Raw genomic sequence first — 24,791 nt, 5'->3', positions numbered from 1 at the left:
CTCCTGACCTCCCGCGTTTCGTCCTCTGAATGCGGTAGTTGCCCGCTCAAGGACCGCATTCAGAGGACGAAACGCGTCAGATCTCCAGGCCCATCGCGGCCAGCAGGGTGCGGAACTTCGCCGACGTCTCGTCGAGTTCGGTCCGCGGGTCGGAGGCGGGCACGATGCCGCCGCCGGCGTACAGCCGCATCGAGGTGTCGGCGATCTCCGCGCACCGGATCCCGACGGCCCACTCGCCGTCCCCCGCCGCGTCGACCCAGCCGACGGCGCCCGCGTAGTACGCGCGGTCGAACGGCTCCAGCTCCTGGACCAGCGAGCGGGCGGCATCGGTCGGCGTGCCGCAGATCGCGGGCGTCGGATGCAACGCGGCGGCGAGGTCCAGCGCGGTGACGTCCTGGTCGATCAGCTCGCCGGTGACCGTCGTCGACAGATGCCAGATCGCCGGCGTCGAGACCAGCTCGGGGCCGCGGACGTCGAGCGTGCGGCAGAACGGCCGCAGGATCTCGACGACGGACTCCACCACGACGGCGTGCTCGACGTGGTCCTTTTCGGACGCCAGCAACGCCTCACCGTTCGCCTTGTCGATCGCCGGGTCCGCCGACCGGGGCATCGACCCGGCATGCGGCCGGGACACGACGGCACGGCCGGTGCGGGAGAGCAGGAGTTCGGGGGTCGCGCCGACCAGCGTGCGCCCGTCGGGCAGCTGCGCGGCGTACGTGGTGTGCCGGGGGTTCCCGTTCGCCAGGTTCCGGACGACTTCGGCGACCGGGACGGCCTCGTCGAAGTCGAGATCGAGAGCGCGGGCCAGGACGACTTTGCGCAGGTCACGGTCGCTCAGCGCCGCGACGGCCGCACGGACGGCGGCAAGATGGGCCTCCGGCTCGGGCACGGAAGTGACCTTGACCGGCCGCGGGAGCGAGGTGCGCGGCGGGACGGCCGCATGGTCGGACGACGCGCGGTGGACCGCGCGCGGGAGCACCAGATGCCCCGGTGTCGACGTGGTGTCACTGGTGTCGAAGGGCAGCACACCGACCGCGATCGAAGCACCCGAGTCGGTGAACAGCCCGGGGAGCGCCCCGGACAGCCGCGACGGCTCGGTGTCGGTCGCGGTGGCCACGGCCCCGCTCGCGAGGAGCGCGTGCCGTGCCGTGGCCAGGAGGAAGTCGCCCCGCTCGTAGCGGGCGGCCAGGTCTGCCGGGGTCGCCGGTGCGGTACTGGTCGTCACCCCACCAGCGTCCCAGGCTCCGGCTGAGACCAGGGGAAAGTGTTGCCCGGGCAACAGCCTCTCAGGCAACACCTTCCCCCGGACAGCCCGTGACCTGGGCGGAAGCCGTTACTTCAGCGCCTCGAGAAGGGCCTCGCGCTGCCGCTCGCCCAGGCCGGCGGCACGCCGGTCGGGGTCGATGCCGGCCTGCTCCAGCAGGGCGGCGACCTTGACCGCGCCCAGGCCGGGCACGGCCTTCAGCAGCTGCGTGACCTTCGTCTTGCCGATGGTCTTGTTCTCCTTGGCCTGCTTGAGCACCTTGTCGATGCTCTCCTTGCCGGACTTGATCGACGCAAGCAGCTCGGAGCGCGCTTTGCGAGCCTCAGCCGCCTTGGCGAGGGCATCGGCGCGCTGCTCCGGAGTCAACGTGGGCAGAGCCAACGTAGTAGTCCTTTCATCTCAGGTCTCCGCTTTCGCGGCCGACGGCCTTTAACCATGCTTGCGAGAGCAAGCGCTGGCCAGCCGTCTCTGTACCACGGCTCCAGTAAACGCCACCCGTTCCTCGGCCGTGAAACCGACACGCACTTATTACCCCTCGACCACGCCACGGGCAACCCGCCCCAGCCTGCGGAAACACGCCGTTCGAGCGGCGATTCACCGTCGTTCATCACCCTTATGAGCGATGTCACCACTTCGCACAGTCAGCCATTTTTCGTTTCATGGTAAGAAAAATACGAATTATTGATGATCTTGGCCCGAACCGGCGAACACCCGTTAGCGCGACACTGTGACCGAACGGTTGCCTGCGATGTTACTGACCGGTTCACCCCTCCCGGATTAGAGTCGGCGCAACCCCAGTTCACCGGAGAACGAGCACCACGGGAGTACGCGATGTTGAGCACGATGCAGGACGGGCAGCTGTCACTGGGCAGGCTGCTCCGCCACGGCACCACGGTGCACTCCGAGAGCGAAGTCATCACCTGGACCGGTTCAGAAGCCCGCCGCGAGACCTACGGCGAACTCGGCAAACACGCCGCCAAGCTCGCGAACGCGCTCCGGAGCCTCGGCATCACCGGCGACCAGCGCGTCGGCACCTTCATGTGGAACAACGCCGAGCACATGGCCGCGTACCTGGCCATCCCGGCGATGGGCGCGGTCCTGCACACGCTGAACATCCGGCTGTTCCCCGAGCAGCTCGTCTTCGTCGCCAACCACGCCGAAGACCAGGTCGTCATCGTCGACGGCACGCTCGTCCCGCTGCTGGCCAAGCAGCTGCCCGAGCTGAAGACCGTGCGTCACGTCATCGTGGCCAACGGCGACGCCTCCACCCTCCCGGCGCCCGACGGCGTCCAGGTGCACTCCTACGACGAACTGCTGGCCGGCCAGCCGGACACCTTCGACTGGCCCGAGGTGGACGAGCGGTCGGCCGCCGCGATGTGTTACACGTCGGGCACCACGGGTGACCCGAAGGGCGTCGCGTACTCCCACCGGTCGATCTGGCTGCACTCGATGCAGGTCACGATGACCGACAGCATGCGGCTGGCCCAGCACGACAAGGCCCTCGCGATCGTCCCGATGTTCCACGCGATGGCGTGGGGCATGCCGTACGCGGCCTTGATGGTCGGCGCCTCGCTGCTCATGCCGGACCGCTTCCTCCAGCCGGCGCCGATCGCCCAGATGCTCGACGCGGAGAAGCCGACCTTCGCCGGGGCCGTCCCGACCATCTGGCAGGGCCTGCTCTCCCACCTCGACGCGAACCCGCAGGACATCTCGCATCTGCGCGAGGTCGTCGTCGGCGGATCGGCGGCGCCGCCGTCGCTGATGCACGCCTTCGAAGACCGCTACAACGTGCCGATCCTGCACGCCTGGGGCATGACCGAGACGTCGCCGCTGGGCAGCGTCGCGCGTCCGCCCGCCTCCGCGACCGGCGAGAAGGCGTGGGACTACCGCTACACCCAAGGCCGCTTCCCGGCGTCCGTCAGCGCCAGGCTGATCGGCGACAACGGCGAGGAACTGCCGTGGGACAACGAAAGTGTCGGCGAGCTCGAAGTTCAGGGCCCGTGGATCGCGGCGTCGTACTACGGCGGCAAGGCCGGTGACGAGCCCGATCCGGAGAAGTTCCACGACGGCTGGCTGCGCACCGGCGACGTCGGCAAGATCAGCCCCGACGGCTACCTGACGCTGACCGACCGCGCGAAGGACGTCATCAAGTCCGGCGGCGAATGGATCTCGTCGGTGGACCTGGAGAACCAGGTGATGGCGCATCCCGCGGTGGCCGAGGCGGCCGTGGTCGGCATCCCCGACGAGAAGTGGGACGAGCGCCCGCTGGTCGCCGTCGTGCTCAAGGAGGGCCAGAGCGTCACGGCCGAAGAGCTGCGCGAGTTCCTGGCCGACAAGGTCGCGAAGTGGCAGCTTCCGGAGAATTGGACCTTTGTGGACGAAGTCCCGAAGACCAGTGTCGGCAAGTTCGACAAGAAGCGGCTGCGGGCGTTCCACTCCGAAGGCAAACTCGACGTCAGTCAGCTCTAACGGGTTAATCTCCCGCGCGCCTGCGCTTCAGTGAAGGCCATCTTGAGGGACTCTGGTCCCTGGAGATGGCCTTCACGGCGTTCGGCGAAGGGTTTTGTTGGTGCGTAAGACAAGCAGGCGGACGTTCCTGGCGCTGGCGGGGACGACGGTGCTCTCCGCCTGCGGGTCCAACACCGTCCAAACAGGAAACGCGCCACCCTCGACGGCCTACTCCGCCGGGGTGACCAGGCCGAAACCGAAACCGGTGGATCTCACGCAGTGGTACCACCCGTATCCCGAGGCGGGCGTCCAGGAAGCCGTCGCGCGCTACGCGGCGGCGTACCAGAAGTCCAAGGTTGCGGTGCAGTGGAATCCCGACGACTACGAAACGAAACTCAACGCCGCGCTGCAGGCGGGACCGGTCCCGGACGTCTTCGAAGGCCAGGTCACCGTCGAGCGGGTCCGGCAGAACCTCCTCGTCCCGCTTGACGACGTCATCGGGCCCGTGCGCGGGGACTTCAACCCCTCGGTGCTCGCCGCACAAACCGTCGACGGCAAGACTTACGGCATTCCGCAAGCGCTGGACACCCAAGTCCTCTTCTACCGCAAGAGTTTCCTGCAGGAGGCCGGGGTTCAGCCGCCGCAGACGCTCGACGAACTCGTCGACGCGGCGAAGAAACTCTCCAAGGACGGCGTCAAAGGACTGTTCGCCGGCAACGACGCGGGCGCGGCGGCGCTCGCCGGGCCGCTGCTGTGGTCGGCCGGGCTCGACTACGTCAAGGACGGGAAATCCGTCGGCTTCGACGATCCGCGTACCGCCACGGCGTTCGCGAAACTCCACGAGCTCAACGGTTCGCTGCTGCTGGGCGCCGCGACGGACTGGCCGGACCCGCTCCCGTTCATCGACGGGATCACCGCGATGCAGTGGACCTGGCTGTGGAACCTTCCGAAGATCCAGGACACCGTGAAAGACGACTTCGGCGTCCTGGCCTTCCCGCGGCTCGACGCGGCGGGCGCGCCGTCCGTGCCGGTCGGCGGGCTGAGCGCGATGGTGCACGCCAAGAGCCTGAACCCCAACGCCGCCAAGGATTTCGTCAAATGGCTGTGGCTTGAGCGCGTCGACTTCCAGCAGGAGTTCGCCACCAAGTTCGGTTTCCATCTGCCCGCGCGGCTGAGCGTGCTCGACAAGGTCACCGCGGCGGGTGACGCCACGAAGCTGGTCAAGGAGAACGGGCGCGCCGCCGGTCCACTGTGGACACCGGCGGCGAACACCGCGCTCGTCGACGCGCTGGGCCGGATCGCCCGCGACGGCGCCGATCCGGCCACCGAGACGAAGGCCGCCGTCGAGGCCGTCAAAGCCGAACTGGGTCGCCTTTCCACCTGAACGACCGCACATAAGCGGTGATCAGCACGATCGACAGGATCACCGCGCCACCGTCGGTGACCAGCGAAGGCAGCACGCCCGGCCAGCCGTGTTCGGCGATCGCCGCCCGGTGCACTTCGAACGGCACGACGAACACGCCGAAGGCTTGGGCGACGTTGAACGCGAGCACCGGCCAGAACAGCCAGCGCCACCCGAACCACACCAGCAGTCCCAAGGCGTTGCCGGCGATGAAGACGTTCCCCACCAGCCGCAACGCGCTCAGGTACGTGGGCGCGTCGGCGGTGTCGGCCCCCTTGAGCCGCATACTCACCTCGATCAGATCCAGGTCGATGATCACGTAGTTCTGCAGCGTCGTCCCGAGCACGAAGACGATCAAGCAGAGCACCGTGACCAGGCGGATCTTCGGTGTCCAAAGCATCACTTCCCCCGTTCCCTATCAGCGATAGAGATAAATCTATCACTGATAGAGTCCGCCGGGTGGCACGCAAAGGCTCACTCGACCTCGCCAAGATCACCGAGGCGGCCGTCGAACTGCTCGACGACGCCGGCCTCGCGGAGCTGACGACGCGGCGACTGGCGGCGAAGCTCGGCGTCAGCTCACCGACGCTGTACTGGCACGTGAAGGACAAGGCTGAGCTGCTGGATCTCGTCGCCGAGGCGATCTGCGCCGACGCCTTCGAGATCGATGGATCGCTGCCGTGGCGCGATCAGCTCGCGAGCGGGCTCCGCCAGTTCCGCGCCCTGCTGCTGCGTCACCGGGACTCGGCCGCGCTGCTGCGCGAGCGGCCGCCGACCGGGCCGCACCGGCTGGGCCATATCGAGACGACCGCGCGGATCCTGCTGGAGGCCGGTTTCTCCGAAGAGGACACCGCCGGGATTTCGCGCCTGCTCACGGCGCACGTACTCGCGTCGGTCGAGACTCTCCCCGCGCGGAAGCCGGACGAAGGGTTCCTCGCGCGGCTTGAGGCCTATCCGCATGTGGGCAGGCTGGGGCCGGCTTTCGCGCGGCAGAGCGGCGAAGAGCTGTTCGAGCTGGGTGTCGAGGTGATCCTCGAAGGGCTCGCGGCCCGGCTGTAGCTCCCGGCGGCCGTGTCGCACAGGGCGCGGCGTGAGCGAAGGCGTGACTCGCGTGATCAGAGACGTGACTCGCGTGACTGGATGCCGCACTCGGGGTGTTCCGCCGCTGATCACGCGAGTTCCGGCCTCGATCACGTGAGTGCGGTGCCACGTCACCAACGCGCCCGACGCACCACCGTCGAACTCGGCCCTGCAAACCTCGTGAGTGGCGTTTCAGGTTGGGCGCAGGAACCTTAAGCACTACTGGATTTGGTGTGGCTGACCACGGGGCGGAGCAGGGGCACTCGACGTTCGCACGTTCCCCAAGTACATGAAGGCCCCCTTCCTTGCGCTAGACGCAATGAAGGGGGCCTTCATGTACTTCAGGTGCCCAACCCGGTGGTCGCGAGGACCCGAAATCCACACAGTCGCGCGTGACCGGTCCGGTCACGACAGACGCGCCCCCCGACCCTAGTCGCCGGACACACCCCAAATCGCCAGTTCGACGGCGACGTCGTTCTCGTACAGCAACGCGCAGTTCGCGCTCCACCGAGGCCGCCGCTCGTACGGCAGCCGACCGGCCTTGTCGAGTTCGTCGAAGTCCGCCACGGACGGCTCCTCCGTGCCGAACGCGGCGACGAGTTCGGCGTCGGTCAGGGGCCGGATCGTGCCGAAGTCGTCCTCACCCGTGGCGCTGATGAACTCGTGGACGTCGAGCACGGAATGGGTCCCGGACTCCTGGACGCTCTCCACCTCGTACAGCTCGTCGATCGAGTCCGGGCGGCCGAGTTCGTCCTCTTCCCAGAGGTAGTCGCCCTCCTCGAAGACGCGCGCCTTCATCGCGTCCAGCGCCGCTTCCGGGTCGCCGTCGAACCGGCCGCGGACGGACCAAGCCGAAGCACCCACCGGGCCACCTCCTCGCTCGTCGAGCGGCCAGCGTAACCAGCCCGCTTGGCTGCTTGCGTATTCGGCCGAACGTGACAAATTTTCGCATTACCCTTTTCTGGCGTTCACCCCACGGCTAACGTCGTCCGGCATCGTCCTTCCGCGACACCCACCCGCGACGACTGGGGGCACCGCCATGTCCGTCATCTCCAGGCGCACCTTCACCGCGGCGGGCGCCGCCGGCGTCGGCCTGCTGCTGTGCACACCGACCGCCAACGCGCTCGACCGAGCGCTCGCGCGCACCGCGTCCCGCGCGGTCCGCACCGCGGGCACCACACTGGAAGCCGCGGCGGCCCCGCTGGCCGGCGGTCCCGCCTACACGCGGCTGACCGCGGGTCCCGGCTGGCCCCTCGTGGTCCGCGGCGATCTCGCCGCGCCGAAGTCCGGCCGCGACGACCGGCGCCGCGCGATGGCGTCCTTCGCGCAGTTCACCGACCTGCACTTCACCGACGCCGAAAGCCCCGCGCGGTTCGAATACCTGCACCCGTTCGTCGGTTCGGCGCACCGGCCGCAGGAGACGCTCGGCCCGGTAGCGACGACGGCGCTCGTGGAGCGGGTGAACAGCCTGAAGACCGGCCCGTTCACCGGGCGGGCGATCGACTTCATGGTCACCACCGGAGACAACACCGACAACCACGAGCTGATCGAACTCGAATGGTTCCTCAAGGTGCTCAACGGCGGCACGGTGAACCCGACCTCGGGCGACCCGAACGTGCACGAAGGCGTCCAGACGTCCGGGTCTTCGCACTACTGGAACCCGGGCAAGGCGCTGGACGACGCGTACACGAAGAAGGGTTTCCCGCAGCTGCCCGGCCTGCTCGGCGCGGCGTCGAATACCTTCACCTCGCCCGGTCTCGACGTCCCGTGGTTCTGCACCTTCGGCAACCACGACGACAGCATCGTCGGCACGGTGCCGGATCTGCCGGGGATGGACGCCTGGTACACCGGCCGCTTCAAGGTGATCGGCAAGGACGAGACGACGTCGCGGAAGCTCGCGAAGGCGATCGGATCCGGCTCGGGCGTGCCGATCACGGAGCTGTTCGGCGGTTCCGGCACGATCCGCGAGATCACCCCGGACGAGCGACGGCGGCCGTTCAGCACCGCGGAGTTCGTCCAGCACCACCTCGACTCCGCCAACACCGGCCCCGGCCCGGTGGGTCATGGGTTCAGCGGGAACAACGCCGACGGGCGGAACGTGTACTACACCTTCCGCATCGCGCCGGGGATCACCGGCATCAGCCTCGACACCACGACGATGGCCGGGCTGGCCGACGGGTCGATCGGGCTCGGGCAGTTCACCTGGGTGGAGAACACGCTCAAGCGCAACAGCTCGACGTACTACGACTTCTTCGGGCGCAAGGTCACGCAGAACGTGACGGACGAGCTGTTCATCCTGTTCAGCCACCACACCAGCGGCACCATGGGCAACGTGCTGCCGGACGCGCGGCATCCGCTGGAGCTGCGGCTCAACGGCGACACGTTCGTCTCGCTGCTGCACCGGTTCCCGAACGTGCTGGCGTGGGTCAACGGGCACACGCACCACAACAAGATCACCCCGCACGCCGGCAAGACCGCGAAGCAGGGCTTCTGGGAGATCAACACCGCCTCGCACATCGACTTCCCGCAGCACGCGCGGATCATCGAGGTCGCCGACAACGCCGACGGCACGTTGTCGCTGTTCACGACCCTGATCGAGGCGGAAGCGCCGTACGAGGCGTCGTACTCGGACACCTCGACGCAAGCGCTTGCGTCGCTGTACCGGGAGTTCTCGTACAACGACATCCACGCCTCACTGGGCGCGGTCGGCACCACTCAAGACCAGAACACGGAACTCCTGCTGCCCCACCCGCTCGCCTGACTCCCGCGCGTTTCGTCCTCTGAATGCGGTAGTTGCACGCGCAAGGATCGCATTCAGAGGACGAAATGCCGGGGGGTTACCTCGGGGGTAATCGACACGGGGCGCGGTGCCGGGCACGCTCGGCACCATGATCGACGCAGAAGGCACCGCGCTCTTCCACCGGACCATGCCGCTCACCGAGCGGCTCGGCATCGAGGTACTGGAGCATTCCCCCGCGGCCGTGCGCGCCCGGATCGCCTGGGACGAAACGCTCTGCACGCTCGGCGGCGTACTGCACGGCGGCACGCTGATGACGCTCGCCGATGCCACGGGCGCGGTCTGCGCGTTCCTCAACCTGCCCGAGGGCGCCCAAGGCACGACCACCGTCGAGTCGAAGACGAACTTCCTGCGCGCGGTCCGGTCCGGCCACGCCACGGCCACCGCGAAGCCGCTGCACGCGGGCCGCAAGCTCATCGTGGTGGAAACCGAAATCCGCGACGACGAGGGCAAGCTGGTCGCGAAAGTGACACAGACGCAGGCCGTCTTGTAGACAACTGTTTACATACCTCGCGCGACCGGCGAAAATCCCTTCCCTACTGGGTGGAATCGAGGGATGGAGCCGGGATGCGCAGACGAGGGCTGGTCACGCTGCTGACGATCGCGACGATGACCGCGGTGACGGCACAGACGGCGGAAGCGGGTCCCGGCCGTCCGGACGACGAGTCGATCGACTACCACGAATGGTCCGGTCACGCCGGTTTCCGCGACGGCAGGCTCGAAGGGCTCGGCCTCGACCACGGCGCCCTGCGCATCGACCGCCCGATCGGCACGATCGAGCACACCGAACCCGTGCTCGGCACCACGAAGACCTACGAATACGGCCAATGGACGTCGCGGAGCCACACGCAGGGCTTCGACGCCTCCCAGCTGGTCGCTTCGTGGAACGCGAAGACGCCGGCCAAGACCTGGGTCAAGGTGGAGGCGAAAGGCCGCACCGCGTCGGGCGCCGAGACCTCCTGGTATGTCATGGGCCGCTGGGCCAGCGGGGACGCCGACATCAAACGCACCAGCGTCGACGGCCAGAGCGACGCCAACGCCGCGGTCGACGTCGACACGCTGGTCATGAAGGCGGGTGTCGCGCTCCGCTCGTACCAGCTGCGGGTCAGCCTGTACCGGGAGGCCGGCTCCCGCGCCACCCCGTCGGTGACGTCGGTCGGCGCGATGACGTCGCTGGTCCCGGACCGCTTCGAGGTCCAGGCGACCAAGCCGGGCCGCGCCACCGGGATCGAGCTCAAGGTGCCCGCCTACGCGCAGAACCTCCACAAAGGACAGTTCCCGGAGTACGGCGGTGGCGGCGAGAACTGGTGCAGCCCGACGTCCACCGAAATGGTCGCCGAGTACTGGGGCAAACGGCCCAAGCCCGAAGACATGAAGTGGATCCCGGAGGGTTACGTCGATCCGACCGTCGCGTACGCCGCCCGCTACACGTTCGACTACGCCTACGACGGAACCGGCAACTGGCCGTTCAACACCGCGTACGCCGCTTCACTCGGACTGCGTGGGCACATCACCCGTTTGCACTCCTTGAACGAACTCGAGAAGTACATCGCGCGCGGCATCCCGGTGATCACGTCGCAGTCGTTCAAGGCCGAGGAACTCGACGGCGCGGGCTACGGCACCGCCGGGCACATCATGGTCGTCGTCGGCTTCACCAAGGACGGTGACGTGATCGCGAACGACCCGGCCGCGAGCAGCAACGACCGGGTCCGAAATGTCTACAAACGACACCAGTTCGAAACGATTTGGCAGCGCACCAAGCGGTACAACACGAATGGCGGCGTTTCCAGTGGTCCGGGCGGCGTCGCGTACATCATCACGCCGGGACACTGAATCGGTTCCCCACCCGAGCGGATGTCGCGACGTGGGCTGCTTCCGTGGCAGGCTACGAAGTCGACTACTCGGAGGTGGGCATGCCGTACGAGGTCCAGGGCGTCGTTTCCCGCGCCAAGGGTGAGCCGGTCTCGCTGGAGCCCGTGACGGTGCCCGATCCCGGGCCCGGCGAGGCCGTCGTCTCGGTCAAGGCGTGCGGCGTCTGCCATACCGACCTGCACTACCGCGAGGGCGGGATCAACGACGAGTTCCCGTTCCTGCTCGGCCACGAGGCCGCGGGGTTCGTGGAGGCCGTCGGCGACGGCGTGACGGATCTCGAACCCGGCGATTACGTGATCCTGAACTGGCGCGCGGTCTGCGGCACCTGCCGCGCCTGCCGCCGGGGCAGGCCCTGGTACTGCTTCTCCACGTTCAACGCCGCCCAGCCGATGACACTGGCCGACGGCACCGCCCTGTCGCCCGCGCTCGGCGTCGGGGCGTTCCTCGAAAAGACGCTCGTCCACAGTGGACAATGCACGAAGGTCGACCCCGCCGCCGAGCCCGCCGTCGCCGGGCTGCTCGGCTGCGGGGTGATGGCAGGCCTCGGCGCCGCGTTGAACACCGGCGCGGTGAGCCGCGGCGATTCCGTCGCGGTCATCGGCTGCGGCGGCGTCGGTGACGCCGCGATCGCCGGGGCGAACCTGGCGGGTGCGAAGACCATCGTCGCCGTCGACACCGACGACCGGAAACTCGCCTGGGCCAAGGACTTCGGCGCCACGCACACGCTGAACAGCAAGGGACTGAGCGAAGACCAGGTCGTCGAGGCGATCCGGGAGTTCACCGATTCGTTCGGCGCGGACGTCGTGATCGACGCGGTCGGCAGGCCCGAAACGTGGCGGCAGGCTTTCTACGGGCGCGATCTGGCGGGCACGGTTGTGCTCGTCGGCGTCCCGACCCCGGACATGCGGCTGGATCTGCCGCTGATCGACTTCTTCTCGCGCGGCGGCTCGCTCAAATCGTCGTGGTACGGCGATTGCCTGCCCTCACGCGATTTCCCGATGCTGATCGACCTCTACCTCCAGGGCAGGCTCCCGCTCGACAAGTTCGTCACCGAGCGGATCGCCCTCGACGGCGTCGAGCAGGCCTTCGGGCGCATGCACGACGGAGACGTCCTTCGCAGCGTGGTGACGTGGTGAAACTCTTCACCGACGCCGATTTCCCGGCCGATCCGTATCCGGGAGCGCGGCCGGGGCATTCGTTCGTCCACTTCGACGGTGCCGGGCACAGTCTCGACACCGCGCCGGAAGGTTGGCGCGAACGCCAGGCCGTGCTCGCCTACGGCTCGAACGCGTGCCCGTCCAAGATCACCTGGCTGCGGGAGAACATGGGCCTGGAGGGCCCGGTCGTCGTCTGCCACGCGCGCTGCGCCGACCTCGCCGCGGTCTGGGCGTCCGGGCTGCGGTTCCGTGACGGGCAGCGCCCCGCGACGCTGGCCGCCGCGCCGGGCGTCGTCGAGGAGCACGCCGTGTGGTTCGCGACGCCCGAACAGCTGGCCGTGCTCGACAAATGCGAGGGCAACGGCATGCGCTACAACCTGGTGCGGCTGACCGCCCCGGCCATCACGCTCGACGACGGAACCGTGCTGGACGACGTGGTGGCCTACGTCGGCGCCGCGGACATCCGCCTGCCGATCCTGGTGGACGGCAGGCATATCCGCGTCGCCGACCTCGAACAGCGCCGGGCCGCCGCGCTGGACGGGATCCCCGCCGAAACGCACGGTCTGGACTGCACGCTGGTCGAGGCCGGGACGCTGATCACACGAGCTTCCCGGGATTGAGGATCCCGCTCGGATCGACGGCCTTCTTCGCCGCTCGCAACACTTCGACGCCGATCTCGCCGATCTCCGCCGCCAGATAACGCGCGTGGTCGACGCCGACGGCGTGGTGATGCGAGATCGTGCCGATGCCGGTGATCGCCTCCGACGCGGCCGCCTTCGCCCGCTGCCATTGGGCGATCGGGTCGGCTTCGTCGCGCGGCGTGAGCACGGTGAAGTACAGCGACGCGCCCGTTTCGTAGGCGTGCGAGACGTGGCACATGATGATGGCGTTGCCGAGCGTCGCGGTGAGCGCGGCGCGGACGGCGTCCCGCAGGTCACTCAGTTCCGCCCAGTACGCGGCGGTTTCCAAGGTTTCGACGCAGACACCGTTGTCCATCAAGGCATCCCGCTGCCGAGGTCCGGAGAACCGGCCGCGGCGCCAGGATTCGCCGAGCGCGGCCCCGATCCGGACGGCGCCGAACTCCTTCAGCACGCCGGTGGTCTCCTGCCGACGCCGGGCGACCTCGCGTTTCGACGCGCCTTCCCAGCCGACGATCAGCAGGCACGGCGCGTGCACTCCCCGCGCCTTGAGATACCGGCGCAGCGCCTTGGTCTTCACACTGTCGTTGAGTGCGAGCGAAACCTCGCTTTCGTCCACATCGGACAGTCGAGTGATGTCCGCGAGCACGTGTCGCTGAGCGAGTTCACGGACCGCGTCGGTGCCCTTCTCCCAGCCGTCGAGGACGAAACCCTCGTAGCGGCGGACTTCCGGCACCGGCCGGACGCGGAGGGCGACCTCGGTGATCACGCCGAGCGCGCCTTCGCTGCCGACGGCGAGCTGCCGCAGGTCTGGACCCGCGGCCGAAGCCGGTGCGACGCCGAGTTTCCATTCCCCGCGCGGCGTCGCGAGCCGGACGCCCTTGACCATGTCCTCGAACCGGCCGTAGCCCGACGAGGCCTGTCCGGCGGACCGGGTCGCGGCGAATCCGCCGATGGTGGCGCGTTCGTAGGACTGCGGCACGTGTCCGAGGGTGAAACCGTGCGCGGCGAGCAGCCGGTCGGCCTCCGGGCCGGTGACCCCCGCCTGCAGCACCGCGATCCAGGACACGGGATCGACGGAGACCAGTTCATCGAGCCGGGTGAGGTCGAGCGCGATCACCGAGGCCTTGTCCCCGCGCAGTGCGGCGACCCCGCCGACCACCGACGTCCCGCCGCCGAACGGGACGACGCCGACGTCGTGCCGTGCGCAGATTTCCAGTACCGACTGCACTTCGGCGGGATTCTCCGGCAGGACGACGGCGTCCGGCACCGGAAAATCACCGAACCCCCGTCGCCGTATCAAGTCCAGATAGGACAGACCACTGGCCCGCGCGAGCCGTTCCCCCGGCGCAGTCAGGACGTGCCCGGCGCCGACGAGTTCCTCGAGGTCTCGCTTGGGCAATTCGTCCAGCACCGGTTCGGGCACGGACAGCGCCGAATCGGGCGCGAAGGGCGCGGCGGAGCCCAACGGCCCGATACGCTGGACGAGCCACCTCAGGGCCTTGGCCGGAAGGTGGGCGGCGTCACCGGCCTCGGGCGTCCAGGATCGTCTTAACCGGTGGTCAATAAGCTCGGTCACGACTACAGTGTTACATATGGACGTAAAACGTCACTCACCTGCGGAAACGGGCGTTTCGGCGCTGGCGGACACCCGATCCCGCCAGGCCTCGACACGTGTGTCCGACGACGTTCTGCTCGACGCCGCGAAGAAGTGCGTGCTCGCCGTCGGTGTGCGGCGGACCACCCTCGCCGAGATCGCCCGGACCGCCAAGGTCAGCCGGATGACCGTCTACCGCCGGTTCCCGGACGTGCGCAGTGTGCTCGCGACCCTCATGACCCGTGAGTTCGGCGGCCTGCTGCAGGGCGCCGCGGAACCCGAGGTCGAGCCCGCCCACTTCCGCGAGAAGCTCGTCCAGAGTTCTTCGGCCGCCGTCGCCGCGCTTTCGGGCGACCCGCTGTTCCGCACACTGCTGGACCTCGATTCGGAACTGGTCCTGCCCTACATCGTCGAGCGGTTCGGGAAGACCCAGCGCTTCGCCGAAGGCGTGATCCTGCACCTGCTGAAGTCGGGCCACGAGGACGGCTCGATCCGCAAGGGTGACCTGGCCGCGCAGGCTCGCACGCTGCTGCTGCTCATCCAGTCGTTCGCGTTCTCGTACCGTCCCGCCATCACGGACGTGGACGAGAAGGCGCTGATGACCGAGTTCGCCCACGTGCTCGACGCGGCGTTGCGCCCGTGACGCCGGGCTCGCTCAACGCCCTACGGCGCGACCGGGAACTCACGGCGCTGGCCGGCGGCGAGCGGGTCGATCTGGTGGTGGTCGGCGGCGGTGTCACCGGCACCGGGATCGCGCTGGACGCGGCCGCGCGCGGGCTTTCGGTCGCCCTGATCGAGGCGTACGACCTGGCGTACGGCACGTCGCGCTGGTCCAGCAAACTGGTCCACGGCGGGCTCCGGTATCTCGCCAAGGGCGATCTGGCGCTGGCGCACGAAAGCGCCGTCGAACGCGGAATCCTGATGACCCGCACCGCCCCGCATCTCACCAGGGCACTCCCGCAGCTGTTCCCCATGTACCGCAAGACCTCTCGCGGGCAGCAGGCCTTCATCATGACCGGTCTCGTCGCCGGTGACGGCCTTCGCCGCGCGGCCGGGACCCCGGCGTCGGTGCTGCCCCGGCCGAGGTCGGTCCCGGCCGCGGAGGCGCTGGCGCTCGCTCCCGGCCTTTCCCCGCAAGGCCTGCGCGGAGCGCTGCTGGCCTACGACGGCGCGCTGACCGACGACGCGCGCCTGGTGGTGAGCCTCGCCCGCACGGCCGCGGCACGCGGCGCGAAGATCCTGACGAGGGTCGAGGCGCTCCGGCTCGACGCGGAATCGGTGGTGGCGCGGGACAGGCTCACCGGGCACGAGATCGAGATCCACGCCCGGCAGGTGATCAACGCGACAGGTGTCTGGGCGGGCGAGCTGGCGGAGTCGGTCCGGCTGCGGCCGTCTCGCGGCTCGCACCTCATCCTGGCCACGGGAGCGGCGCGGATCGGCGCGACGTCGGTCAACGTGCCCGTCCCCGGCGAGAACAACCGCTTCGTCTTCCTGCTGCCGCAACCGGACGGCCGCGTGTTCGTCGGGGTCACCGACGAACCGGTCGACGGCCCGGTGCCGCGCGTGCCGACGGTGGCGGAGTCCGATGTGGACTTCCTGCTCGAAGTGGCCTCGACGGCGTTCACCCGCCCGTTGACCCGCGCCGACGTCGCAGGCTCGTTCGCCGGTCTTCGGCCGCTGGTCGAAGGTGGTGGCGGACGCAGCGCGGATCTTTCCCGCAAGCACGCGGTGGTGACCGGAGCCGACGGCGTCCTCACCGTCGTCGGCGGCAAGCTGACGACGTACCGGAAGATGGCCGAAGACGCCGTCGATGCCGCGCTGAAGCGGTCCGGGCTCCTTGCCGGGCCGTCGACGACTTCCCGGCTCCCGTTGCTCGGCGCGACCCCGCGCGATCGTCTGTCCACTGTGGACGCTCCGTCTCGGCTCGTCGCGAAGTACGGCACCGAGGCGCCGCGGGTCGCGGCACTCGGCGAGGTCGACCCGGAACTGGGGCTGCCCCTGTTCGACGGGACCGACATCAGCGCGGCGGAGGTCGTCTGGGCCGTGCGGCACGAGGGCGCTCTCGACGTCGAGGACGTCCTGGACCGCCGCACCCGGCTCGGCCTGGTCGCCCCCGACGCCGAAGCCGCCCGTGCCCACGTCCGAGAACTTGTCGACAAGTCGCTCGCCGGCCTCTCCTGACCCCTCCCGCATTTAGTCCTCTAGATGCGGTGAGTCATGACCTCAGCTTGACGAGTCGTTGGGTTTTTGCAACAGTATGTTCTATGAGCCCGGTAAGACGCGGCAAAGAGCTGCCGATCTACAACCGGCTTCCCGTGCTCCGGGCCGAGCGTGGACTGAGCAGGGCCGCCCTCGCGACGGCCGTCGAGGTCAATCCTCAGACCATCGGCGCGCTCGAACGGGGAGACCACTACCCGAGCCTGGACCTGGCGTTCCGCATCTGCGCGGTGTTCGACCTCCCGGTCGAAGCCGTGTTCAGCCGCGAACCGTTCACGCCGCTGTCCACTCAGGTCTACCGGGAGGGGGGAACATGAGCGAGGAACGAGGCCGTCTCGCGGCGTACTGGGAGCGTCAGCAGGAACGGCTGGACGAGGTGGAACGCAAGCGAGCGCTGCGCTTGCCGGCTTGGCGCACGCGGAAACGGCGGCGGGCGTTGAGTGTGCTGGTGCTCGTCGGCGACCTGATCCTGATCGTCGGTGCCGCCCTGTTCCACGCGCAGCCCCCGCCGCTGTTCGTGGTGTGCTGGTTCGGCGGAGCCGTCATCGCCGGCGGCGCGCAATACCTGCTGCGGATCCTCACCGGCAAGATGAGCGGCGGGTTCTCGATGCGGCTCGACGAACGCGAGCGGGAATGGCGCCACCGCGTCACCTACGTCAGCTACCAGGTCCTGGTGGCCTTGATGCTGGTCGCGGTGATCTACGGCCTGATCGTCTCGGGCACCGAGGACGGCGGTGGGCGTGGCGCGATGATGGGCTGCGCGTTGCTGGTCACCGGCACCACACTGTCCACCGTCATCCTGGGCTGGTCGCTGCCGGACGACGACCCCGAAGACTTCGAAGGGGTGAGCCCCGCATGACCACCACCCGGACGCGCTCGGATCGCCGGCGGCTCGCCGTCGCGGCCGTGATCGGTCATCTGGTCGTGATCGCCGGTGCCGCGTTGCTGCGCGAGCCGACCTTGTGGTTCGCCGTGGGCCTGATGGGGCCGGGGCTGTGTCTCTGTGTCGGCGCGGCGACGGTGCTGCGCAAGGCAGTCGGCAGACCGGGCTCCGCGGCGAAGGATCTCGACGAACGCGAACTGCTGCTGCGAAACCGCGCGCACTACGCTGCGTTCCAGGGGATCTGCGTGCTGATGCTGGTGGATCTCGGGTACGGGCTTTACGCGGCGGGGCAACCGGATTCCGGTTCGCTGTTGTCCGCGATGACAGCGGCGTTGTTCGTCTTCGGGACGTCGCTACCGGCGCTGTGGCTCGCGTGGCGGCTGCCGGACGACGACCCCGAAGACTTCGAGGGGGTGGCTCCGGCATGACCGGGGACAAGAAGCGGCACAAGATGTCCATCGGCGTGGTCGCCGTCGTGCTGGTGGCGGGTGGGGTCCTCGCCGGCGCGGGGAGGGCGGTCCTGGTCTACCGGGCCACCTCGGTGGTGAGCAACGTCAAGCTGGACGGGCTGATCGAACGGAACCGCACGATTTCCGGCGTCCATCGGGGATTCGCGGCGCTGGTGCGGTATTTCGAAGAGGGGAAGTGGAAATGAGCGAGGGGAAGCTGGAGATCGACAAGGTCTCCAAGCGCTACGGCACGAAGGTGGCGCTGGACGAGGTGAGCTTCGAGGTCCAGCCCGGTGAGCTGTTCGGCTTCGTCGGCAGCAACGGCGCGGGCAAGACCACCACGATGCGGATCGTGCTCGGGGTGCTGGCGGCCGACTCCGGCCAGGTGCGCTTCGGCGGCGCCCCGATCACCCACGAGACCCGCACGCATATCGGGTACATGCCGGAAGAACGCGGGCTGTATCCGAAGATGAAGGTGCTGGAGCAGCTGGTCTATCTCGCCGAGCTGCACGGGATGTCGGCCAACGACGCCCACCGCAGCGCCGAGAACTGGATCGCCAGGCTCGGGCTGACCGAACGGCGCAAGGACGAGGTCCAGAAGCTGAGCCTCGGCAACCAGCAGCGCGTGCAGCTCGCCGCCGCGCTGGTGCACGATCCGAAGGTCCTCGTGCTGGACGAACCGTTCTCCGGCCTCGACCCGCTGGCCGTGGACGTGATGAGCGGGGTGCTGCGGGAGAAGGCCGCGACCGGGGTGCCGGTGGTGTTCTCCAGCCACCAGCTGGATCTGGTCGAGCGGCTGTGCGACCGCGTCGGCATCATCCGAAGTGGACGGATGGTCGCCTCCGGCACCGTCGGGGAACTGACCGCCGGCGCGGGCAACGGGCTCGTCGTCACCGCCCCCGGCGCCGCACCCGGCTGGGCTTCGGCCGTCCCCGGCGTCCGGACGATCGAGCAGAACGGCACGACGACGATCCTCGAACTCGAGACGGGTGCCGACGACCAGGCCGTGCTCGCCGCGGCACTGGCCACGGGGCCGGTCACCGAATTCACCAAACGCAGGCGTTCGCTGACCGAGCTCTTCCGCGACGCCGTCGCCGAAAAGCCGGCGGCACAGGGAGTTTCCGCATGAACACCGTTTCCTCATGGCGCGCGGTCTGGCTCATCGCCAAACGCGAGCTGAACACCCGGCTGCGCACCAGGTCCTTCGTGATCGGCACCGCCGTCCTGCTGGTCATGCTGATGGGCTATGTCCTGCTGCAGTCCACGCTGATCGGCAACGAGGACAAGAGCGAGGTCGGCCTCACCGGCCAGACCGCCGGGATCGCGCAGCAGCTCAAGACCGCGGGCGAGGCGATCGGCGAGAAGATCGAGACCGTCACCGTCGCCGATCCGGCGCAGGGCCGCTCGCAGGTCGAGAACGGCGATCTCGACGCGCTGCTGTCCGGCAACGCCACCGAGCTGAAGGTGCTCGTCAAGTCCGAATTGGACACCAAGCTGCGCGCGCTGCTGAACGGCGTTTCCCAGCAGGAAGTGTTGAACGGCATCCTTTCCGAAGCCCAGGAATCCCCTGAGCAGGTGATGCGCACGGTCCATCAGACGCAGGTCGAGGTCGACTCGATCAAACCGCCGGACCCCGAGAAATCGCAGCGGATGGTCATCGGGCTGATCGTGGCGGTGCTGCTGTACATGAGCATCGTGACCTACGGGACGCTGGTCGCGCAGGGTGTGGTCGAAGAGAAGTCCAGCCGGGTGGTCGAGATCCTGCTGTCCACGGTGCGGCCGTGGCATCTGTTGCTGGGCAAGGTGATCGGGCTCGGCCTGGTCGGGCTGACGCAGCTGGTGATCATCGGTGGCGCGGGGTTCATCGTCGCTTCGGCGACCGACGTGCTGACGCTGTCCGGCGTCGCGACGAGTGCCCTGCTGTGGGGTGTCGTGTGGTACCTGCTCGGGTTCCTGCTGTACGCCACCGTCTACGGCGCCATGGGTTCGCTGGTCTCCCGCCAGGAGGACACGCAGTCGGTGATCGGGCCGGTCAACATCGTGCTGATCCTCGGCTTCGTCGTCGGGTTCAACCTGCTGGCCCAGGCGCCGGAAGGCACGGCCACCAAGGTGCTTTCCCTGGTACCGCTGCTTTCCCCGGTGCTGATGCCCGCGCGGATCGCGGCGGGCACCGTCGAGGTGTGGGAGATCGTGGCGTCGCTGGGGCTGACCATGGGCGCAATCGCCCTGTTCACTTGGCTGGGCGCGCGGATCTACCAGAACAGCGTCCTGCGGGTCGGCAGCCGGATCAAGCTTTCGGAAGCCCTTCGCGGCTAACCTTTGATGGCGCCGTAGCGCTCCAACGCGACCTGACGTTCGTGCGCGTGGTCGACCATCGGTGCCGGGTAGTCCTTGACGTTCTCCGGTTTGTGCACGGCCTTGCCCTGCACGGACCGGAGTTCGGGGACGTAGCGGCGGACGTAGTCACCGGCGGGGTCGAACTTCTCCCCCTGCGTCGTCGGGTTGAAGATCCGGAAGTACGGCGCGGCGTCGGTGCCGCTGCCCGCGACCCACTGCCAGTTCAGCTGGTTCGACGCGAGATCGCCGTCGACCAGGTGCCGCATGAAATGCCGCGCGCCGAGCCACCACGGCAGATGCAGATCCTTGACCAGGAAGCTCGCCACGATCATCCGGACGCGGTTGTGCATCCAGCCCTCGGCGAGCAGCTGGCGCATCCCGGCATCGACGATCGGGAACCCGGTGCGTCCCTCGCACCACCGCTGGAAAGCTTCGTCGTCGCTCTCGTATTCCATGGCGTCGAACCGGGAATCGTAGTTCTTCCGCGCGGTTTCGGGGCGGTGCCACAGAACGTCGGCGTGGAACTCGCGCCAGGCGAACTCGCCGCGCAAGGCCTTGGCGCCGGAGCCCTCGTTCCCGGCGAGGTCGGCCAGCAGGGTGCGCGGGTGGACGCAACCCCAGCGCAGATACGGCGAAAGCCTTGTCGTACCGGGACGATCGGGACGGTCGCGATCCTCGTCGTAGGTTTCTAGGCCGTCGTCCAGGAACTCGTGCCAGCGCTCCAGCGCCGCTTTCTCACCGGGCTCGGGCAGCTCCATCCCTTTGAGCGAAGGGGATTTCGGAAGCTTGACCGAGCGCGGCGGCTCCACCCAGTCCACAATGGACTTCCCGGTGTCGGCGGGGCGCGGCCAGCCGTGACGCACCCACGCACGGTAGAACGGGGTGAAGACGCGATAGGGGTCGCCGTCGGCGCTTTTGGATCGGCGGAGCGTGATGCGGCCGGGCGTGATCGCGTACGACGAACCCGTCTCGACCCAGGCGATGTCGTGCTCCGCCAACGCCTTCTCGACCTCGTCGTCGCGGCGGCGGCCGTACGGGCCGGTGTCGGCGCTGACGTGCACGGTCGCGGCGCCGACCTCGCGCGCGGCCTTGACGACCTCCTTGACCGGATCGCCCTTGACCAGCATCAGGCGTCCGCCGAGCTGGTCGTCCAGTGCCTTCAGGCAGCCGTGCAGGAACGCGACGCGCGGGGCGCCGGAGGGTTTGAGGAGCGCGTCGTCGAGGACGTACAGCGCGAGGACGTGCTTGCTGTGCTTCGAGGCCTCCAGCAGGGCGGCGTGGTCGCCGAGGCGGAGATCGCGGCGGAACCACAGCACTACGGGAGCTTCTCTGGTCACTCCGGCAACCCTAAGCGGTACCGCCGGTGAGCGCAGTCCCGGATGCAATGAAAGGTCCTTTCCTCGCAAATTTTGCGAGGAAAGGACCTTTCATTGCACTTGCGGGAGGGAGGATCAGCGCTCCGAGATGGGCGCGTAGTCCCGCGACGCGTAGCCAGTGTAGATCTGCCGCGGGCGGCCGATCTTGGTGGCCGGGTCCTGGATCATCTCGCGCCAGTGCGCGATCCAGCCCGGCAGGCGGCCGAGCGCGAACAGCACGGTGAAGTACTTCGTCGGGAAGCCGAGCGCCCGGTAGATCAGGCCGGTGTAGAAGTCGACGTTCGGGTACAGCTTGCGCTCGATGAAGTAGTCGTCCGAGAGCGCGGTCTCTTCCAGCTTCTTCGCGATGTCGAGCAGCTGGTCGCCGCCCTTGAGCTTGGAGAGGATCTCGTCCGCGGTGTTCTTGATGATCTTCGCGCGCGGGTCGTAGTTCTTGTAGACCCGGTGCCCGAAGCCCATCAGGCGGACACCCTTTTCCTTGTTCTTCACGCGCTGGACGAAGTTCGCGACGTCGCCGCCCTCGGCCTGGATGCCCTCGAGCATGTCCAGGACCGCGCTGTTGGCGCCGCCGTGTAGCGGGCCGAACAGCGCGTTGATGCCGGCCGAGATCGAGGCGAACAGGTTCGCCTCGGAGGAGCCGACGAGGCGCACGGTCGAGGTGGAGCAGTTCTGCTCGTGGTCGGCGTGCAGGATGAACAGCAGGTCGAGCGCCTTGGCGACGTCCGGGTCGACCTCGTAGGGCTCGGCCGGGAAGCCGAAGGTCATCCGCAGGAAGTTCTCGACCAGGCCGAGCGAGTTGTCCGGGTACAGCAGCGGCTGGCCGACGGACTTCTTGTACGCGTACGCGGCCAGGGTCGGGACCTTGGCCAGCAGGCGGATGGTGGACAGCTCGACGTTCGGTTCGTCGAACGGGTTGAGCGAGTCCTGGTAGAAGGTCGACAGCGCGGATACGGCGCTGGACAGCACCGGCATCGGGTGCGCGTCGCGCGGGAAGCCGCTGAAGAAGGCCTTCAGGTCTTCGTGCAGCAGGGTGTGGCGCTGGATCTTCTCGGTGAACTCCGACAGCTGCGTCTGGGTGGGCAGCTCGCCGTAGATGAGCAGGTACGAGACCTCGATGAAGGTCGACTTCTCGGCCAGCTGCTCGATCGGGTACCCGCGGTAGCGCAGGATGCCGGCGTCACCGTCGATGTAGGTGATGGCCGAGGACGCGGCGCCGGTGTTCACGAACCCCGGGTCGTGGGTGATGTACCCGGTCGTCGCCAGCAGCTTCCCCAGCTCGATCCCAGGCGCACCCTCCACCGGGTGGATCACCTTGAACTCGTGCTCGCCGTTGGGCAGGCGCAGCGTCGCGGTCTCGCCGGACTGCCCCGCAGCCGTCGTCGCGTCGGACATGTAAGTCCCTCTCACGTTCAGCACGGGCCGGCGGCGCCTGTAGGTTCCACAGGTACGCCCTCTTTCACGCGCGTGACCCACGGCCTCGCTGCACACCGCCCCGCTGGGGTATGAATTCCCCTCCACGCTAGTCGAGAATGGGGTCAACGCGCAGCGGGTGAGTTGCTCACAACAGCCCCTTTGGGACCAGGTTCACACGGCGGATGCCATATCTTCGGCCGTCGGCGGTTCCGCCCCGCTCCGCGAGACGGTGATCGACGCCGCTTTCGCCGCGAATTCGAGCGCCGAGCGCCAGCCGTCGGCGTCGAGAGTGGACACGTCGCGCACGCCGTTCGAGTACAGCCACGCCAGGAGGGCGCCTTGCACGGTGTCACCGGCGCCGATCGTGTCGACGACGTCGACCCGGCGTGACGGGACCTGCGCGATTTCGCCCGCTCGTGTGATGACGGACAACCCCTGCGCGCCGCGGGTGAGCACGACGGCATCGACTCCGCAAGAGGTCCAGACCTTTGCCGCGTCGACCGGGTCGGCGCCTTCGGCGAGCCATTCCGTGTCGTCGTCGGAGATCTTGAGCAGGCGGACATGCGGCAGCCAGGACTCGAACCGCGCCCGGTACGCCGCCGGATCCTCGATCAGCGCCGCACGGATGTTCGGATCGAGGACGGTCAGCACGCCACGCGCGGATTCGCGGCGCAACAGCGTTTCGTAGGTGCTCGCACCCGGCTCCAGGACCATGCCGAGGGTGCCGAGGGAGAGCGCCGTCACATCTTCGGGGAGCGGGCCGGGGTCGGCGACGAGCCGGTCCGCGGTGCCCTCGGTGTAGAAGGTGTACCGGGCGGAACCCTTCTCGTCGAGCGCGACCACGGCGAGCGTCGTCGGCTCGTTTCCCCGCTGCAGCAACGCGGTGTCGACGCCGGAGGCGTGCAGCCGGTCCACCAGCGCGACCCCGAAACGGTCGTTCGAGACGCGCGAGAGGAAGCCCGTCGGGACGCCGAGCCGCCCGGCGGCGAGCGCGACGTTGTAGGGACCACCCCCCATCCGGGGCAGCAGCGCGCGCAACCCACCGTCCACAGTGGAATCCAACGGTTCACCAGGAACGAGGTCGACCAGCGCCTCTCCACCCACCACGATCACGGGCGCGATGCTAGCCGAGGCGGTGGTTCCACCACCAGAATTGTCAGTTCAGGACATTTTTTGTCGCTATCCCTCCATCCATGCCCCCGCCACCACCCTCAAAGGAGACGCTGACGCGTCCCAATCCCACTCAAAAGCAGTTCCGACAGCGCAGTGAACGCTTCGGCGTCGGTCACCCCGGTGCGCTGCCCGATCACGCCGGTCTGGATTCCCTCGATGATCAGTCCCGCCATTTCCGCGATCAGCCGCGCGTGCACCTCACGGAAAACACCGTCGGTGACCCCTCGGTCGATGAACGACCGGATCCGGCCTGCCGCGGCGCGGCTGTTGAGCTGATAGGCGTCCCGCGCCGGCGCGAATTCGGCGATGTCGGTCATGAAAGCGGCCGAGGCGCGATTCAGGTATTCGGAGATCCCGGCGAGATACTCGCCGAGGATCTTGCGGGCGTCGTCGATCCCGGCGATCCGCTCCTCCAGCAGCTCGGCGGCCCCCTTGAAAAAGTGGGTGACGACCTTCACCGCGAGCTGCTCCTTGCTGGGGGCGAGCGCGTAGAGGGTCGACTTCGAGCAGCGGAGCCTCGCGGCCAGGTCGTCCAGCGTGAACTGGGAGAACCCCTCGGCGAGGAAGAGCGCTTCGAGTTCCGAGAGCAGTGCTCTCTGACGCGCGGTGGGCTGGCGGCGCGAGGTCATCGGATCACTATCCCCTACGCGAACGGTGTACCCCCAGCGCCGTCTACTGTACGCTGAAT

Annotated in this window: 25 protein-coding genes; 16 read left to right on the top strand and 9 right to left on the bottom strand. The window is 68.3% G+C overall.

Features of this window, described 5'->3' with window-relative positions; translation table 11 throughout:
- Positions 1 to 76 precede the first annotated feature (76 nt).
- Positions 77 to 1,225 (bottom strand): isochorismate synthase, encoded by a 1,149-nt coding sequence (locus ACSMFO_RS09095; RefSeq protein ID WP_436457976.1) that lies wholly within the window; start codon positions 1,223 to 1,225, stop codon positions 77 to 79.
- 108 nt (positions 1,226 to 1,333) lie between these two features.
- Positions 1,334 to 1,645 carry an integration host factor, actinobacterial type gene (gene mihF / locus ACSMFO_RS09090; protein ID WP_005155963.1) on the bottom strand — a complete coding sequence of 104 codons (312 nt, stop codon included), beginning with the start codon at positions 1,643 to 1,645 and terminating at the stop codon, positions 1,334 to 1,336.
- A gap of 450 nt (positions 1,646 to 2,095) precedes the next feature.
- On the opposite strand from mihF, the gene ACSMFO_RS09085 reads away from it, so the two are divergent.
- Together ACSMFO_RS09085 and ACSMFO_RS09080 are read left to right on the top strand one after the other, a co-directional pair.
- Positions 2,096 to 3,733 (top strand): long-chain fatty acid--CoA ligase, encoded by a 1,638-nt coding sequence (locus ACSMFO_RS09085; RefSeq protein ID WP_350582187.1) that lies wholly within the window; start codon positions 2,096 to 2,098, stop codon positions 3,731 to 3,733.
- A 100-nt stretch (positions 3,734 to 3,833) separates the two neighbouring features.
- Entirely contained in the window at positions 3,834 to 5,096 is a 1,263-nt protein-coding gene (locus tag ACSMFO_RS09080) for an ABC transporter substrate-binding protein (protein WP_436457974.1), read from the top strand.
- Here ACSMFO_RS09080 and ACSMFO_RS09075 read toward each other — a convergent pair.
- Entirely contained in the window at positions 5,065 to 5,514 is a 450-nt protein-coding gene (locus tag ACSMFO_RS09075) for a hypothetical protein (RefSeq protein WP_436457973.1), read from the bottom strand. The genes ACSMFO_RS09080 and ACSMFO_RS09075 overlap by 32 nt on opposite strands.
- A gap of 59 nt (positions 5,515 to 5,573) precedes the next feature.
- Here ACSMFO_RS09075 and ACSMFO_RS09070 point away from each other — a divergent pair, with 59 nt between their 5' ends.
- Positions 5,574 to 6,173, top strand: a complete 600-nt coding sequence (locus ACSMFO_RS09070) for a TetR/AcrR family transcriptional regulator C-terminal domain-containing protein (protein WP_436457972.1) — start codon at positions 5,574 to 5,576, stop codon at positions 6,171 to 6,173.
- Positions 6,174 to 6,623: 450 nt separating this feature from the next.
- Here ACSMFO_RS09070 and ACSMFO_RS09065 read toward each other — a convergent pair whose 3' ends face one another.
- The gene (locus tag ACSMFO_RS09065) at positions 6,624 to 7,058 is read right to left on the bottom strand and encodes a hypothetical protein (RefSeq protein WP_016337460.1); all 435 of its coding nucleotides are present in this window, start codon (positions 7,056 to 7,058) and stop codon (positions 6,624 to 6,626) included.
- A 175-nt stretch (positions 7,059 to 7,233) separates the two neighbouring features.
- Between ACSMFO_RS09065 and ACSMFO_RS09060 the strand changes: the two genes are divergently transcribed.
- The 5 genes from ACSMFO_RS09060 to ACSMFO_RS09040 all read left to right on the top strand — a co-directional run bounded on the left by ACSMFO_RS09060 (position 7,234) and on the right by ACSMFO_RS09040 (position 12,640).
- Positions 7,234 to 8,955, top strand: a complete 1,722-nt coding sequence (locus tag ACSMFO_RS09060) for a TIGR03767 family metallophosphoesterase (RefSeq protein WP_436457970.1) — start codon at positions 7,234 to 7,236, stop codon at positions 8,953 to 8,955.
- A gap of 127 nt (positions 8,956 to 9,082) precedes the next feature.
- The gene (locus ACSMFO_RS09055) at positions 9,083 to 9,484 is read left to right on the top strand and encodes a PaaI family thioesterase (protein ID WP_436457968.1); all 402 of its coding nucleotides are present in this window, start codon (positions 9,083 to 9,085) and stop codon (positions 9,482 to 9,484) included.
- A gap of 74 nt (positions 9,485 to 9,558) precedes the next feature.
- Positions 9,559 to 10,824, top strand: a complete 1,266-nt coding sequence (locus tag ACSMFO_RS09050) for a C39 family peptidase (RefSeq protein WP_400565215.1) — start codon at positions 9,559 to 9,561, stop codon at positions 10,822 to 10,824.
- Positions 10,825 to 10,904: 80 nt separating this feature from the next.
- Complete coding sequence (locus ACSMFO_RS09045) at positions 10,905 to 11,999, top strand: S-(hydroxymethyl)mycothiol dehydrogenase (RefSeq protein WP_394360857.1); 1,095 nt, start codon at positions 10,905 to 10,907, stop codon at positions 11,997 to 11,999.
- Complete coding sequence (locus tag ACSMFO_RS09040) at positions 11,993 to 12,640, top strand: gamma-glutamylcyclotransferase family protein (protein ID WP_436457966.1); 648 nt, start codon at positions 11,993 to 11,995, stop codon at positions 12,638 to 12,640. The genes ACSMFO_RS09045 and ACSMFO_RS09040 overlap by 7 nt, the downstream gene beginning before the upstream one ends.
- Here ACSMFO_RS09040 and ACSMFO_RS09035 read toward each other — a convergent pair.
- The gene (locus tag ACSMFO_RS09035) at positions 12,618 to 14,237 is read right to left on the bottom strand and encodes an FAD-binding oxidoreductase (protein ID WP_436457964.1); all 1,620 of its coding nucleotides are present in this window, start codon (positions 14,235 to 14,237) and stop codon (positions 12,618 to 12,620) included. The two genes, ACSMFO_RS09040 and ACSMFO_RS09035, sit on opposite strands and share 23 nt — an antisense overlap.
- 97 nt (positions 14,238 to 14,334) lie before the next feature.
- Between ACSMFO_RS09035 and ACSMFO_RS09030 the strand changes: the two genes are divergently transcribed.
- The 8 genes from ACSMFO_RS09030 (at position 14,335) to ACSMFO_RS08995 (ending at position 20,120) form a co-directional block, all read left to right on the top strand.
- Positions 14,335 to 14,898 carry a TetR/AcrR family transcriptional regulator gene (locus ACSMFO_RS09030; RefSeq protein WP_350582210.1) on the top strand — a complete coding sequence of 188 codons (564 nt, stop codon included), beginning with the start codon at positions 14,335 to 14,337 and terminating at the stop codon, positions 14,896 to 14,898.
- Positions 14,895 to 16,436 carry a glycerol-3-phosphate dehydrogenase/oxidase gene (locus ACSMFO_RS09025; protein WP_436457962.1) on the top strand — a complete coding sequence of 514 codons (1,542 nt, stop codon included), beginning with the start codon at positions 14,895 to 14,897 and terminating at the stop codon, positions 16,434 to 16,436. Before ACSMFO_RS09030 ends, ACSMFO_RS09025 begins: the two co-directional genes overlap by 4 nt.
- Before the next feature lie 83 nt (positions 16,437 to 16,519).
- Positions 16,520 to 16,789 (top strand): helix-turn-helix transcriptional regulator, encoded by a 270-nt coding sequence (locus ACSMFO_RS09020; RefSeq protein WP_005155992.1) that lies wholly within the window; start codon positions 16,520 to 16,522, stop codon positions 16,787 to 16,789.
- Entirely contained in the window at positions 16,786 to 17,331 is a 546-nt protein-coding gene (locus tag ACSMFO_RS09015; RefSeq protein WP_436457960.1) for a hypothetical protein, read from the top strand. Before ACSMFO_RS09020 ends, ACSMFO_RS09015 begins: the two co-directional genes overlap by 4 nt.
- The gene (locus ACSMFO_RS09010) at positions 17,328 to 17,783 is read left to right on the top strand and encodes a hypothetical protein (RefSeq protein ID WP_038507989.1); all 456 of its coding nucleotides are present in this window, start codon (positions 17,328 to 17,330) and stop codon (positions 17,781 to 17,783) included. Before ACSMFO_RS09015 ends, ACSMFO_RS09010 begins: the two co-directional genes overlap by 4 nt.
- On the top strand, positions 17,780 to 18,010 hold the full coding sequence (locus ACSMFO_RS09005; protein WP_038507987.1) for a hypothetical protein: 231 nt from the start codon (positions 17,780 to 17,782) through the stop codon (positions 18,008 to 18,010). The genes ACSMFO_RS09010 and ACSMFO_RS09005 overlap by 4 nt, the downstream gene beginning before the upstream one ends.
- Positions 18,007 to 18,933, top strand: coding sequence for an ABC transporter ATP-binding protein (locus tag ACSMFO_RS09000; RefSeq protein WP_436457958.1), 927 nt, complete (start codon positions 18,007 to 18,009; stop codon positions 18,931 to 18,933). The genes ACSMFO_RS09005 and ACSMFO_RS09000 overlap by 4 nt, the downstream gene beginning before the upstream one ends.
- Positions 18,930 to 20,120, top strand: coding sequence for an ABC transporter permease (locus ACSMFO_RS08995; RefSeq protein WP_436457956.1), 1,191 nt, complete (start codon positions 18,930 to 18,932; stop codon positions 20,118 to 20,120). The genes ACSMFO_RS09000 and ACSMFO_RS08995 overlap by 4 nt, the downstream gene beginning before the upstream one ends.
- On the opposite strand, the gene ACSMFO_RS08990 is transcribed toward ACSMFO_RS08995, so the two are convergent.
- The 4 genes from ACSMFO_RS08990 to ACSMFO_RS08975 all read right to left on the bottom strand — a co-directional run bounded on the left by ACSMFO_RS08990 (position 20,117) and on the right by ACSMFO_RS08975 (position 24,732).
- Positions 20,117 to 21,478, bottom strand: a complete 1,362-nt coding sequence (locus ACSMFO_RS08990; RefSeq protein ID WP_436457954.1) for a cryptochrome/photolyase family protein — start codon at positions 21,476 to 21,478, stop codon at positions 20,117 to 20,119. The genes ACSMFO_RS08995 and ACSMFO_RS08990 overlap by 4 nt on opposite strands.
- A gap of 114 nt (positions 21,479 to 21,592) precedes the next feature.
- Entirely contained in the window at positions 21,593 to 22,909 is a 1,317-nt protein-coding gene (locus ACSMFO_RS08985) for a citrate synthase (RefSeq protein WP_051972324.1), read from the bottom strand.
- A gap of 192 nt (positions 22,910 to 23,101) precedes the next feature.
- A complete protein-coding gene (locus ACSMFO_RS08980; protein WP_038507980.1) occupies positions 23,102 to 24,043 on the bottom strand; it encodes a carbohydrate kinase family protein in 942 nt (313 codons plus the stop codon).
- A 98-nt stretch (positions 24,044 to 24,141) separates the two neighbouring features.
- Positions 24,142 to 24,732, bottom strand: coding sequence for a TetR/AcrR family transcriptional regulator (locus ACSMFO_RS08975; protein WP_360133250.1), 591 nt, complete (start codon positions 24,730 to 24,732; stop codon positions 24,142 to 24,144).
- Between the last annotated feature and the right edge of the window lie 59 nt (positions 24,733 to 24,791).

Origin of the sequence: Amycolatopsis sp. w19 (assembly GCF_051373225.1) — a bacterium.
Taxonomy (GTDB): Bacteria; Actinomycetota; Actinomycetes; order Mycobacteriales; family Pseudonocardiaceae; genus Amycolatopsis; species Amycolatopsis japonica.
Note: the sequence above shows the minus strand (reverse complement) of the source record. Positions and strands in the feature narration are given on the sequence as shown.